Origin of the sequence: Pedobacter sp. ok626, assembly GCF_900100435.1 — a bacterium.
Classification (GTDB): Bacteria; Bacteroidota; Bacteroidia; order Sphingobacteriales; family Sphingobacteriaceae; genus Pedobacter.
Window position 1 is genome coordinate 106,499 of record NZ_FNEX01000003.1, and the last position, 13,189, is coordinate 119,687.

General features: G+C 40.7%; 16 protein-coding genes. 11 read left to right on the top strand and 5 right to left on the bottom strand.

The features are described from left to right. The first annotated feature begins 104 nt into the window (after positions 1–104). Together BLS35_RS04770 and BLS35_RS04775 are read left to right on the top strand one after the other, a co-directional pair. Complete coding sequence (locus BLS35_RS04770) at positions 105–749, top strand: hypothetical protein (protein WP_132225930.1); 645 nt, start codon at positions 105–107, stop codon at positions 747–749. Between the two features lie 40 nt (positions 750–789). Continuing rightward, the gene (locus BLS35_RS04775; RefSeq protein WP_165973221.1) at positions 790–1,269 is read left to right on the top strand and encodes a DinB family protein; all 480 of its coding nucleotides are present in this window, start codon (positions 790–792) and stop codon (positions 1,267–1,269) included. Between the two features lie 21 nt (positions 1,270–1,290). Here BLS35_RS04775 and BLS35_RS04780 read toward each other — a convergent pair whose 3' ends face one another. Further along, entirely contained in the window at positions 1,291–1,665 is a 375-nt protein-coding gene (locus BLS35_RS04780; protein ID WP_090778354.1) for a nuclear transport factor 2 family protein, read from the bottom strand. 17 nt (positions 1,666–1,682) lie between these two features. Next, positions 1,683–1,979 carry a hypothetical protein gene (locus tag BLS35_RS04785; protein WP_132225931.1) on the bottom strand — a complete coding sequence of 99 codons (297 nt, stop codon included), beginning with the start codon at positions 1,977–1,979 and terminating at the stop codon, positions 1,683–1,685. A gap of 116 nt (positions 1,980–2,095) precedes the next feature. Here BLS35_RS04785 and BLS35_RS04790 point away from each other — a divergent pair, with 116 nt between their 5' ends. The 3 genes from BLS35_RS04790 (at position 2,096) to BLS35_RS04800 (ending at position 5,592) form a co-directional block, all read left to right on the top strand. Next, the gene (locus BLS35_RS04790) at positions 2,096–3,304 is read left to right on the top strand and encodes an MFS transporter (protein ID WP_090778359.1); all 1,209 of its coding nucleotides are present in this window, start codon (positions 2,096–2,098) and stop codon (positions 3,302–3,304) included. Positions 3,305–3,370: 66 nt separating this feature from the next. After that, positions 3,371–4,393, top strand: coding sequence for an LLM class flavin-dependent oxidoreductase (locus BLS35_RS04795; RefSeq protein ID WP_090778361.1), 1,023 nt, complete (start codon positions 3,371–3,373; stop codon positions 4,391–4,393). 14 nt (positions 4,394–4,407) lie between these two features. After that, the gene (locus BLS35_RS04800) at positions 4,408–5,592 is read left to right on the top strand and encodes a hypothetical protein (protein ID WP_132225932.1); all 1,185 of its coding nucleotides are present in this window, start codon (positions 4,408–4,410) and stop codon (positions 5,590–5,592) included. A 45-nt stretch (positions 5,593–5,637) separates the two neighbouring features. Here BLS35_RS04800 and BLS35_RS04805 read toward each other — a convergent pair whose 3' ends face one another. After that, a complete protein-coding gene (locus BLS35_RS04805; protein ID WP_090778364.1) occupies positions 5,638–6,264 on the bottom strand; it encodes a hypothetical protein in 627 nt (208 codons plus the stop codon). A gap of 377 nt (positions 6,265–6,641) precedes the next feature. Between BLS35_RS04805 and BLS35_RS28355 the strand changes: the two genes are divergently transcribed. Both BLS35_RS28355 and BLS35_RS04815 read left to right on the top strand, forming a co-directional pair. After that, positions 6,642–6,974 carry a type II toxin-antitoxin system HigB family toxin gene (locus BLS35_RS28355; protein WP_090778366.1) on the top strand — a complete coding sequence of 111 codons (333 nt, stop codon included), beginning with the start codon at positions 6,642–6,644 and terminating at the stop codon, positions 6,972–6,974. Position 6,975: 1 nt separating this feature from the next. Further along, positions 6,976–7,413 carry a helix-turn-helix domain-containing protein gene (locus BLS35_RS04815; protein ID WP_090778368.1) on the top strand — a complete coding sequence of 146 codons (438 nt, stop codon included), beginning with the start codon at positions 6,976–6,978 and terminating at the stop codon, positions 7,411–7,413. Here the strand turns inward: BLS35_RS04815 and BLS35_RS04820 are convergent. Both BLS35_RS04820 and BLS35_RS04825 read right to left on the bottom strand, forming a co-directional pair. Continuing rightward, positions 7,376–8,803: an SDR family oxidoreductase gene (locus BLS35_RS04820; RefSeq protein ID WP_090778370.1), complete on the bottom strand. Its 1,428-nt coding sequence runs from the start codon at positions 8,801–8,803 to the stop codon at positions 7,376–7,378. The genes BLS35_RS04815 and BLS35_RS04820 overlap by 38 nt on opposite strands. A gap of 25 nt (positions 8,804–8,828) precedes the next feature. Further along, the gene (locus BLS35_RS04825; RefSeq protein WP_090778372.1) at positions 8,829–9,512 is read right to left on the bottom strand and encodes a potassium channel family protein; all 684 of its coding nucleotides are present in this window, start codon (positions 9,510–9,512) and stop codon (positions 8,829–8,831) included. 192 nt (positions 9,513–9,704) lie between these two features. On the opposite strand from BLS35_RS04825, the gene BLS35_RS04830 reads away from it, so the two are divergent. The 4 genes from BLS35_RS04830 to BLS35_RS04845 are packed head-to-tail and all read left to right on the top strand — an operon-like array spanning position 9,705 to position 13,186. Continuing rightward, a complete protein-coding gene (locus tag BLS35_RS04830) occupies positions 9,705–10,376 on the top strand; it encodes a MarR family winged helix-turn-helix transcriptional regulator (RefSeq protein ID WP_090778374.1) in 672 nt (223 codons plus the stop codon). Positions 10,377–10,402: 26 nt separating this feature from the next. After that, on the top strand, positions 10,403–11,911 hold the full coding sequence (locus tag BLS35_RS04835) for a phytoene desaturase family protein (protein WP_090778376.1): 1,509 nt from the start codon (positions 10,403–10,405) through the stop codon (positions 11,909–11,911). Further along, entirely contained in the window at positions 11,895–12,731 is an 837-nt protein-coding gene (locus BLS35_RS04840; RefSeq protein ID WP_090778378.1) for a phytoene/squalene synthase family protein, read from the top strand. The genes BLS35_RS04835 and BLS35_RS04840 overlap by 17 nt, the downstream gene beginning before the upstream one ends. Next, positions 12,728–13,186: a hypothetical protein gene (locus tag BLS35_RS04845; protein WP_207909085.1), complete on the top strand. Its 459-nt coding sequence runs from the start codon at positions 12,728–12,730 to the stop codon at positions 13,184–13,186. The genes BLS35_RS04840 and BLS35_RS04845 overlap by 4 nt, the downstream gene beginning before the upstream one ends. The last annotated feature ends 3 nt before the right edge of the window (positions 13,187–13,189 follow it).

Genomic DNA, 13,189 nt, shown 5'->3' on the forward strand with positions numbered 1-13,189 from the left:
GGGCTCAACCACATTTTCTAACTCTCCACAAAAAAAATTGAATGTAGCATTTCAATTACTTAATATTGGTGGAGATGAACACATCAATCATATTCAAAACCTCAATGACAAGATTTCCCTTATTTATTGTCGCGGCACTACTCCTGGCTGCCTGCAAAAACAAAAAAGCTGCTGAGCACCCCCTGAAGCAAACTACAACTACACAAAACAAGCACACAAAACTTCAGGCTGAAATTCATACCGACACCTTGCAGTTCATCTACTTTGAAGGAAATTTTGATTATTGGTCCTGCATATTCCTGAATTCATCAAAAGATACTATATCCCTGGTCACCGACAGCATGATCACCGATGATTTTAAAAACAAGCTATTTGAAGTAAAATGGTTTACCGATACCCTTTATGAAGCAGGCGACAACGACAGCAAGTACGCGGCAAATCGCATGTCACATTTTAAACCAATCAAAGGAAAACCCTTTGTAGCACCCATCAACGAACAACAAATACTGCACGATGTTAGAAATATACCCGAAGTTCAGAGTGGTGCTGACCAGGTAGCAATTGCCGAAAGACCCTCGGAGGGAAAAAACTACTACCTTGTTGAAACCGGAACCCGGGAAGCCGACAACTTTTCCCGCTTCCTGATATTTAGGGTATACATCTATCCCCAGTATCAAATAAACGTCTACGATCCGGCAGCAGACACCGAGCACAGCCTGGAAGCATGGAGAAAACAAAACCAGCAATAACAAACCTCCGACACAAAAGTATTTTTCATACATTCATCTTGTGAAGTCAGATTTACTATACGCGCAATATACATTGGTTCAGCAGTCCAGAGCTGTTGTTTTTCAGTTCCTGGAAGAAAACGTTATGGATGATATGGCTAAGCCGCTTACAATCTTTAACGACAAAACCATCTCCTATATGTATGTCCATATCGCCAATACTTATATAGCATGGGCAGGCAATTTTGCATTGAACGGCTCTTATCCCTATTACGATCAGGAAAAGCCCCTAAATATATCCCAAATCAAAAACCTGTTTACTGGGGTTGATGAAATCATGGGCCGTTTTATCGCGCATTTCACCGCAGATCCAACTCAGCCGGTTAAAGGTTATAAATGGACGGAAAAATACATTGAAACTGATGCCTACAGTATTTTTACACATGTCATTACCCATGAATTTCACCATAAAGGCCAGGCCATGACCATGTCCCGATTGCTCGGACATCTTCCACCAGACACAGATGTGATGCGCTTCTAATGTAATCAGTAATAACACCGATCAAATAGCACTTCCGCTTCCGCCTACTACTTTAATCCCATCACCGAATTTTTTCCAAAACCTGATATAGCGAAAACCAGCTTCAAACGGTACACCATTAAACTTTCCACTCAATTTTATGATCAATGTGATCACCGCCATATCACCGATAATATTTAGTTTTTCAACTTCTGGTAGAAGTTCGTCAACCTTTAATGCTCCATCGCGATAGGTATCCAGATCCTGCTCCTTAGTTATTGTTTCCCCGCTTGGGAGAATGAACAACAAATCATCATGCAGCAACTCATCAAGCGCGGTGATATTGCAATCTTTGATTGCACTGTAAAGCTTATTTTCCTGCTCAAGGATACCGTTTTCTGTTAGTATATTATCCATGTTTATCTGTTTATACGTCAATCAGCAAAAGCCATTAATCCGCTACCATGCGCTTTAGCGATATCAAGCAATTGCAATAATGGCCCTACACCACTATCATTAGGTGCTTGTTTTTGAATATTACTCCGGATTTGCTGAACCAAGGACATATCCCACCGAAAATCCGAATGATAATCAAACCTTTCGGGAATGATCTTTTTTGCTTTTAGCCTTTCAAAAGTCTCAAAATCTATACTACCAACAATATTTATCCCAGCTTCTTCAGGATAGCCCGGAGCATTCTCATCATCATCCAACAAATAGAAATCTAGCATACAATATTTAAATATAGTACCAAATTTAAAATAACTTATCTTCATAAACACCAAATCCATAAAAGGAAACAACTTTTAAATAATAAGCTTTGCTATCTTTGTCGGACTAACTTATTATGTCGCTATTTAAGGAGATTTCTAACACCTATAAACAATCTTTTACTGGATTAAGCCGCGAAACCTGGATACTGAGTATTGTAATGCTCATAAACCGAAGCGGATACATGGCAGTCCCCTTCATGGGACTTTTTGTTACACAGTCATTGCATAGACCGGCGTCGGATGCAGGGCTTATCATTACCCTCTTCGGACTGGGTTCCATTCTGGGCTCTGCTGCCGGTGGCAAGCTCACTGATGTGGTCGGTTTCCGTCCAGTACAGGTTGTCGCAGCTATAGTTAGTGGCATATTCTTTCTGGTCTTCGCTAATGTCACACATTTTCATACCCTATGTGTACTTGCTGTTGTCATCAGCTTTTTCTCTGAAGCCTTCCGCCCTGCAAACTTTGCTGCCATTGCTGCTTATGCGAAGCCTGGTTTAGAAACAAGATCTTATTCATTAAACCGTCTTGCTACTAACATCGGATGGGCTGTAGGTGTAAGTATGGGTGGCTTAATTGCTTCTTACGACTACAAAATGTTGTTCTTTGTAGATGGAACAGTAAGCATTATTGCCGGACTCTGCATTCTATGGTTCCTTCCAAAAATCAAGGGTTATCGAAAAGCCATTAAAGAAAAAACCAAAGATCTGGTAGTGAGAAAACCATGGCAAGACCCAGTATTTATCAAATTTATATTGCTAAGTACCGTTTTTATCATTTGCGCATTCCTGGTATTTAGAGTGGTTCCTGTGTTTTTTAAGGAAGTATGGAAAATTGATGAGTTTATGATTGGTTTAATCCTGGGGTTAAACGGAATTATCATTGCGTTGTTCGAAATGGTGATGATTCATAAAATCGAGAAAAAACGGTCACCCATATTCTTCATCGTTGTAGGTGTTTTCTTTATTGCGGCTTGTTTCCTTGTGTTATTATTGCCTTCCAGCCATCCTGTAGTATTAGGATCCTTGTGTATTGTTTTATTTACCATTGGAGAAATGTTCGCTTTACCTTTCATCAATACCTTTGTGATGAACCGCTCCAATGAGTTTAACCGAGGACTGTATGCTGCAGGATATATGTTGTGCTGGTCTGTAGCTCAACTTGTTGGCCCAACAGCAGGATTTTTTATCGCAGAAAATTATGGTTATAATATACTTTGGATGGTCATCAGTGGTATGCTGCTTTGCTGCTCCTACCTATATTATCTAATGAGGAATGAGCAATAGACCGAAACTCATCCATGGTTATGACCTATCCTAAACTTTCGTAACTTTGAATGTAATCTTGGAAAAATGAAAAAAATAGGGTTTTTATCCTTCGGTCATTGGTCAGACCATCCCTCGTATCTCGCCCGTACAGCAGGCGACACCTTGCTTCAGTCCATTGATCTTGCTGTTGCCGCAGAGGAAATAGGTATAGATGGTGCTTACTTTAGGGTTCATCATTTTGCCAGGCAGCTTGCCTCACCATTTCCACTGCTTTCGGCAATCGGGGCAAAGACCAACAAAATAGAAATTGGCACGGGCGTCATCGATATGCGCTATGAGAACCCCTTATATATGGTAGAAGATGCAGGTGCTGCCGACTTGATCTCGGGTGGGCGTTTGCAACTGGGTATTAGTAGAGGTTCTCCCGAACAGGTCATCGAAGGTTGGCGGCATTTCGGTTTTGCTCCTAAGGAAGGTCAAAATGATGCGGATATGGGAAGAGAAAAGGCCCTGGAGTTTTTGGATAAGTTGAAGGGCGAAGGTTTTGCTCAGCCCAATCCGAGTCCGATGTTTCCAAATCCTCCTGGTCTGTTAAGATTGGAACCGTACTCCGAAGGCTTGCGAGAACGCATCTGGTGGGGAGCTGCATCCAATGCTACAGCAGTCTGGGCGGCCGAAAACGGAATGAACCTGCAAAGTTCTACTTTGAAATTCGATGAAAACGGTAAGCCTTTCCATATCCAGCAGGCCGAGCAGATTAGACTTTATAAAGATGCCTGGAAAAAAGCAGGACACGAACGTGAGGCCAGGGTTTCGGTAAGCCGTTCTATTTTTGCACTGGTTAACGATCAGGACAGGTATTACTTTGGACAGCAGGGAAAGAGCGCTGATAGCTTTGGCTATATCGAGCCTACTCAACGGGCGGTCTTTGGTAAGAGCTATGCGGCTGAACCCGATCAGCTCATTAGGGAATTGGCTCAGGACGAGGCTATACAGGAAGCGGATACTGTACTTTTGACTATTCCGAACACTTTGGGTGTAGATTACAATATCCATGTACTGTCTGCTATTTTGGAACACGTGGCACCTGCTCTTGGGTGGCGATGATCAACAATCTCAGCATGAACATCAAGTCGGCCCTGGTTGCAGCAGCCATTCTTCTCTTCACCTATTTCTATTACACCGGCAAGGGCGGGTCTTTCCTGAGCCTTGGCAGTGCGATCGCATTCTGGCTCCTATGTGGTGCGGCGATTGCTATATGCACGCTGATCGTAAGGCTCGTTGCGCATATGGCCGTTTCCGGGCTGGTTTACCCGAATGCGGTCTGCATGATATTGCTCCCATTCCTGTGCATCCTGCTGCTCTTCTGGCTGGCATTCGGAAGCTTTTCCATGCCTGCGTTTGCAGACTCCCCGGGATATGTGGCCGCCCTGAGCGGCTTTTTCCGCTCGCACTTGCTATATATCACTGTAGTATCAATCATCATTGGAGTCGGGTTATATTTTTCACTGCCGAAAGATATCCCAGCACCAAGGTCTCTTTTTAATGCCAATATGCTGTTTGCGCTTTCGGTGGCTGTGGCCTTCGTGCTGAGCGCAGCTGCCTTCTATTGGGCAAAAAAGATAAGCCAGCCCCCGCTTGATCCGAAATATACTACTTACAAAAACCTCGGCGAGGGCCTGCAGTCTCAGGATCTGGAGATATCGCCCCTGCTGGATGCCGGGTCAGACTATACCGCCTCGCAGCCCTACTACCTAGAGGAAAGAGGCGAGCTTATTATTAGCCTGCACTATGCCAGTTCAAATAAGAATGCACCGCTTTTCAAGATCTTCAGGATCGACAAGCAGGGTAAGATCGCAGACAGCCTGGATGCAGCAGAGCTGACTAACAGTAGCGAAAGCCTGATATTCGACAAAGGCCTTGTAAGGCCTGCAGATTCCAAAAGCGCATATTTCTGGATATTCGACGGCACAAAGACGCTGGTACAAGAAGGATGGCCGGACAGCAAAAATGAGATAACTGAGCTGCAGAAAGACACGGCCGCAGTCAGACTGGAGTACTTCCACAAGACAGCCAGACTGGAATGTGGGACCGGTTCGCAGGTACGATGGAACGGCACGGGATACTTCCAGATTTTTTATCGGGACGACACGGCGAGGTTCAAGATCGACAGCCTTTATGCCCAGGATGCCGATGGCGGATGCGGGGCGCGGCCGGTGGACTATTACAGTGCCGAAGGTCTGGATCTTGCACTCCTAAGATTGGATGAGAAAACTTATTATATCGTCAAACCAAAGAAAAAATAGCATCATCGTTCTGGTTCTTTGGTCTCAGGTCTTGTTATTTTCGGTTCAGTCCTGATGAAAGCTTGTCTTGCGTTGCCCTATCCTATCTGCTTTTTCCTTTTCGAAAAGCTTTACGCAGCGGCTGATGTACTGGTTGATGATCTTGTCGTCGAAAGTTTCCAGATAAGTCTTGGGCAGGACCATTTTTCTTCTTATCGCCGGCATTTCAACCAGCCTGCTGTTTTCCATGTCATAATAATTCCATACTCCAGAATAGCTATCAGTCAGCAGATTGACACTTGATTCTCCGCTCCCGTCATTATTGGCCGGGCCGAATTCGTATCGGTTCATTCCAATAAGATGTATTTTTTTAAGCGCCTTACTGTACGCAAAATCGCAGTGGTAGCCCGCCCGCATATGCGGAACGGTGTAGGTAAACCCCTTTCCTTTTTTTTCGATACCCGACTGCCGCCCGTCAAAATTCAGCTTCAGGCTTTTGATTTCCCTGAATCCTTGGGTTGATAGCTTGCAGACGATTATGCCCTTGGCCTTGTCAAAAATGACAGTATCCGGTCTTTGGTCGAGATCGATATCGAGTCTAAGCGTGTCGTTTCTATATTCTTGTCCATCCGCCGTAGGCGCCAGCAGCAGGCAGGCCGCTGCCATCATCAGCTTTCCGATCGTCTTGTTCATCTTATCCTGGTCAATGTTTTTTACTCAGATTTCCTTTTATTATCTGTCGCATTCTGTAGTTTTTCATTTCTGGATGGTATATACAGCTTAAATATAGATTTTTTTTTCATCGCTCGGTGGTATAATTCACCATATTTTGGGTGGATTCACAGAATTTTGAGCTGGGGCATAACTTCTTTAAGAAAACAATCAAAACATCGCTATTAATTACAATATTTTCTTTAAAACAACAAATTATTTCTTTTTGATTATCTTAAAATAATTAGAGAGGTTTGTAGTGTAACATATTATTAACTGTCCGCAGTTATAAATAATGATAAAATTATCACACTAAAAGTTCACAAAAAGAGAACTAAAACTTATATTTGTATAATTAAATGAAGGTACATTTGATCAAAAAGCGAACGTTAGAAGATTTTGTAGTTAAAAACCCAACAGGTAGAGCCCCATTGGATGATTGGACCGAAAAGATAGGACTTGCAGATTGGAGGCACCCCATAGATATAAAAGACACTTTCAATAGTGCTGATATTTTAGGCAAAAGTAGCAACAGGGTTGTTTTTGATATTGGTGGCAACAATTTTCGAATGATTTGCAAATATGTATTTGGGGGTAATCAAGTACATCTATTTATTTGTTGGATGGGAGTTCATTCCGCATACGACAAAATATGTAAAGAGAATAAACAGTATACAATCAACATATATTAGCATGAAATCAGTAGCATTAAAATACACTATAATAAAAACAAAAAGTCAATATGATGACTATTGCAAACAATTAGAGGTTCTGGTGACTCAAGATATTACTAATGACCTCCAGGATGAAATTGATTTAGTTACCCTACTGATAGAGAAATATGACGAGGATAACAATACTTTTCAAGAATCAGATCCTATATCTCTCCTCCGTTCGTTCATGTCAGATCATCATTTAAAACCTCAGGACATGACACTAATTTTAGGAATTAGTAAGGGATATGTTTCAGACATCCTAAATTACAAAAAGGGACTCTCAAAAGACGTAATTAGAAAGTTAGCCGATTACTTTAAAGTAAGGCAAGAAGCATTTAATAGGCCATACAAATTAGTGCTAAATGGATCCCGAGAATCTAATTTAGCGAAACAATATTCCGCATCATTCCTTTGAAAATAAAAGCATGAAAAGGCAAAACTGAGTACCAATACAACCTTCCTGTGAGACCTAAAGGTCGAAAAGTAGCCGTTTGTATAAACCTATTTTCCTTATCTATTTTAAATTCCAGCCAGGCTTCGCCAGGTAATTTCATTTCCGCATACAACAATAACCGCCCATCCTTTTTATCGGCAAGAATTACTCTCCAGAAATCAATTACACTTCCTGTCGATAGGGTATTGGAATTTGTTCTCCCCCTTTGCAATCCTACTCCGCCAAACAACTTATCCAGGAAGCCACGAATACCCCAAAGCCAATTTGCATAATACCATCCTGTTGTCCCACCTATAGCCCAAACATTTTTCAATACACGTTCCCGATCAGCTACCTTCATGGATCGCACGTCTTTAAAACAGCCTTCCTGGGGAACTTCTATGAGTTTTTTAAACCGATCAGGATAAACATAGCCATTCATCGCATCCTTCCAGCTTGAGATCACCTGGTTTTGTTCTATTTTATCAAAAGCCAATTCGATAGACTGCTCATAGGTAACGGGCTTAATGTTTAATCTTTCTTGCAGATCGTTTGGCTTTGCCACCACATCAACCTTCATACTCTCTACCAAACTGCCAGCCAAAGGATAAGAAACTGAGGTCACAAAATATAGCCAATAGGAAGAAAGCTTTGGTGTCATTACGGGTATGGAAAAAATCCATCGCTTCAATCCCCGCACTTTAGCAAAACGCAAAAGCATCGCCTTGTAAGTGATCACCTCGGGCCCGCCGATATCATATGCTTTATTAAAAGCATAATCCTGCATCAGCACACCTTCAAGAAAATGAAGTACATCGCGAATACCTATGGGCTGACAACGCGTATTGATCCACTTAGGTGCAATCATTACAGGGAGTTTCTCTACAAGATCCCTGATAATTTCAAAACTGGCACTTCCCGAACCCACAATAATGCCCGCCCTTAAAGTAGTTAAGGCATATTGATGCGATTGCAAGGCCTCCTCAACACTCAGACGCGAATTTAAATGTTTCGACAAATGCGCACTATTCACAATTCCACTTAAAAAGATAACTTGTTTTGTAGAGGTTCGTTCTATGATGCTTTTAAAATTAATTGCTGTCGACAGTTCTGCTTCAGAAAAATCGCCCTTCGTTGCCGACATGGAATGCATGAGGTAATAGGCTACATCAATAGCTGTAGGTATATAGTTAAGACTGTCCTTGTTCAGGAAATCAACTTCAACAACTTCTAAATCAAAGCCGGCATATTTACTTTTATCAAATCGGCTTTTATCCCGAACGCAACAAATCACCTGATGCCCATTTTCAAGCAAAACAGGCAACAATCGCTGAGCGATGTAACCAGTAGCTCCTGTTAACAATATCCTCATATACTTAAATATTTATGGGCTTCACTTAACCTTTTTTCTTGCTTACAATGTTATTTGTAACCAACCTTGCAATAACTACAGCAGGATACAGGATACCAATTGCAGAAAGTAAAACTGAAAGCATACGCGAAGCCATTCCATCCGGATATATATCGCCATAGCCCACAGTCGTTAACGATACCAGGCTATAATAAACATAAACTGCATAGTCAGTATCGTTATTATGCAGACTTATATTCCCTGCTATTGATTTACCAGTTTGGATTTTTAAAATCTCAAAAGCAAAAGCACCCATCAAGGCAAATAAGAGATAGACATTTACCGCCCCTATCACTCTGAAAATATTACTTTCTGCATCTCGAAACAACAATCTAAGATTGACAAAAATGAACAAACTCATATTCACAAGCCCAACTAAACGTTCTAACAAATAGTATTCTCTAGGCGTGTCGTCAAATCTGACCATCAGCAAAATCAAATGTGCTAAGAAGAGAAATGACGATAAATACATGTTCCACTTGTCTTCGCTAGAAAAAATCCCAATAAAATAGAGCGTCAGGAACAAAATATTTAAAACCAAAATGTCTACTACAGCTCCCTCTAATAAAACAGGCATAATAAATACCATAAAAAAGAGCATTACCAGTAATGTGATAAAGCTGGTGTCTGAGTGCCAATAATCCTTTACTTTATTGATGATCCGTTTCATTGATGTTTTATTTAAGAAATAGAACTAAATGTATATCAATTAATTCTGCAAACGATAAAAAAACACGATTGATTTTCCACCTCAACTCCCCGAACGCAACAAATATCCTCATATGAATTTATTAGTATCAATAATATACCATATTAAACATTTATAGTATATTTGTATACTAATATAAGCAATTATTTCATTATGAACTATCAACTGATCAAAGAAGTTATTGAGCTCATGGAGAGTTTTGAGCTTAGCGCAGATTCCAAATCTTATACAAAAGATTTGAGCGGCTTCAAACGCTGGATTTATGACGCTGAAAAAGAAACTCAGCATCCCTCCAATGATATCGATTGGGAGGGAAAAGAAAATGGCCGAAGTCCGGATAGCGAGATCAATACCTTAATTGTTCATATGAATAGATATGCAAAAACCTATTCAAGGTCGGCCATATACGATTCGCCCTTCAGTACCCAGGAAGATTTTATATACTTAATTAATCTAAAAGCCTTTGGATCTATGACCAAAATGGAGTTGATCAGAAGGAACCTCCAGGAAAAACCTGTAGGGATGCAGATTATCAACCGACTGATTGGGCAAGGTTGGATAGACCAAAGCGATTCTATAGCAGATAAAAGAAGTAAAATTATTTCGATTACCACTAAAGGAATTGATGCACTGGAAGAGATTATGGGTAAAATAAGGCAGGCCAGTCAGATTGTGACTGGAAACCTCAGCGCGACTGAAAAAATGGATTTGATTAAACTACTCCAGAAATTGGACCGCTTTCATCAAGCTATATATGCTAAAAATATAGAACCCGATCAGCTGATCCCTATCGCTTACAATGATTTTTTATTAAAAAACAATTAAAGCTAGCCCATAAATAAAACTCCTCCATGAAAGCGCCAGATTCAAAAAAGACGATAGCTATAATTGGTGCCGGAATTTCCGGTCTTTCCGCTGCGGCTTATGCTGCTCAGGCTGGTAATGAAGTGCATGTTTACGAGAAGCATGCTCAACCTGGAGGAAGAGCCAGGCAGTTCAGCACAGAAAATGGCTATGTATTTGATATGGGGCCAAGTTGGTACTGGATGCCCGATATTATTGATAATTTCTTCCTCGATTTTGGTTGTAAAGCCAGCGACTTTTACCAGCTGATTCCCCTTAACCCCCAATTTGAAATGGTTTTTGAAGACGGACTGCTTAGCGTTCCGGAATCTTACGAGGATTTAAAAAAATTGTTTGAGCAGCTAGAAATAGGGGCGGGTAAAAAACTGGATGCCTTCATGAGCGCTGCAAAGTACAAGTACGAAGTTGGAATGCAGGATTTTGTGAACAAACCTTGTTATAGTTGGCTGGAGTTTGTCTCCCCTAAAATTGCCGGCAGCGCTTTAAAACTTGACCTGCTATCAAATTTTAGAACCTACGTTAGCAAGTATTTTTCACACCCAAAACTAAAGACCTTAATGGAGTTTCCGGTTATTTTCCTGGGTGCTTCCCCTAAAAATATTCCGGCACTTTATAGCCTAATGAACTATGGCGGTTACGCTTTGGGGACCTGGTATCCCATGGGCGGATTTTACCAGTTGGTATTGGGGATGAAAGAAGTAGCGGAAAAGCAAGGTGCTCAGTTCCATTTTAATCAAAACGTAGAAAAGATCGTTACTGAAGAAGGAGTTGCCAGCGGGATAGTCGTAAATGGGGAATTTAAGGAGTTTGATGCCATTATTGCCTCTTCAGATTATCACCATACCGAAACACTGCTAAACAGCGAATTGCGTAACTACGATCAAAAGTATTGGAAAAGCCGAACCTTTGCGCCCTCCTGCCTGATTTACTATTTAGGATTTAAAGAAAAGCTTCCTAAGCTTAAACACCATACCTTATTTTTTGAAAATGATCTGGATGAACACATTAAGAGCATTTACGAAGAAAAAAAATGGCCTGAAAAACCATTGTTCTATGCATGCTGTCCATCCCAAACAGATCCTGAGGTAGCACCCGAAGGACATGAGAATGTGTTTCTCCTTATGCCACTGGCAACGGGACTTAATGATGAGGAAAGCACACGTGAGCACTATTTTCAGGAAATGATTAAACGTTTAGAAAAACACACCGGAGCAAGAGATTTATTATCAAAATTAGATTACAAAAGAAGCTATTGTGTGGATGATTTTATCAGCGATTACAATGCTTACGGCGGTAATGCCTATGGTCTGGCCAATACATTATCGCAAACCGCAGTATTGAAACCTGGCATTAAAAACAAGCATTTGTCGAATTTATTTTATACCGGACAGTTGACCGTGCCTGGCCCTGGTGTACCCCCATCCATTATCTCCGGTAAAATAGTAGCAAAAGAAGTAAATAAGCTTAAACTAACAAGGCGTGAAAAAACTATTTGATGAATTGGCTTACAAGGTAAGCAAAGCGGTTACGGAAAAATATAGCACCAGTTTTTCATTGGGAATTCTGGCGTTAAAACCGTCCATTCGTCATGCCATTTATGCGATCTATGGTTATGTGCGTCTGGCCGATGAAATTGTAGACAGCTTTCACGAGTATGATAAAGCTTGTCTGCTGGAACGTTTTAAATTAGAAACCTGGACTGCCCTGGAAGAGGGTATTTCCCTTAATCCTATTTTACAATCCTTTCAGGACACGGTCAATCATTTTGCCATCGACAAATCCTTGATTGAGCAGTTTCTGCACAGTATGCAAATGGATTTGCAGCAGATAGATTACAATTCTGATTTGTATAATGAATACATCTTAGGTTCGGCTGAAGTGGTAGGTTTGATGTGTCTTCAAGTATTTGTAGAGGGTAATAAAGAAGCATTTGATAACCTAAAACCCTATGCCATGAAATTGGGCTCGGCCTTTCAAAAAATAAACTTTCTACGGGATCTGAAGGACGATTATTATGTTTTGGGCCGCAGTTATTTCCCCAATATTGATATGAAAACCTTCAACAACAAAATCAAGTTAGAAATTGAAAATGAGATTGAAGCAGAGTTTAAAGAAGCATTAATTGGAATAAAAAAATTGCCGGTTTCTTCTAAATTTGGGGTATACCTGGCGTACAAATATTACCTATCATTGTTTAAAAAAATAAAGAGTACGCCAGCGGATAAAATTATGAACCAAAGGATACGGATTCCAAACAGTCAAAAATTCTCTCTGGCAATGAGTAGCTATGTACAGTATAAGATGGCCATACTATGATTTTAAAAAAAGTAATGATTCTGATTATCTTTTCCCTGCTTGGCATGGCTTGTTATGGGCAAAGTATGGATTTAGAAAGCATTAGGGCCAATTACAAAAAAGCTGTTTCGGACAAAAAAAATTGTCATACCATGATTAAAGAATTGAATACCGGTACCGAAAGTTCAGTACACTTAAGCTACCTGGGTGCATTTCAAATGATATGGGCAAAACACATTATCAATCCGATATCAAAACTCAAGACTTTCAACACAGGCAAAAAGAAGATCGAGGATGCGGTAATGGTAGATGCTAACAATGTAGAAATCAGAATCCTGCGGTTATCGATCCAGAAAAACAGCCCTGCATTTTTGGGCTACAAAAAAAACATTACGGAGGACCAGAAGTTTATTCAAGCCAACAGTAAAAATATTACATCTACGCATTTGAGAAATATGCTGGAAGACCTTATCTAAGTG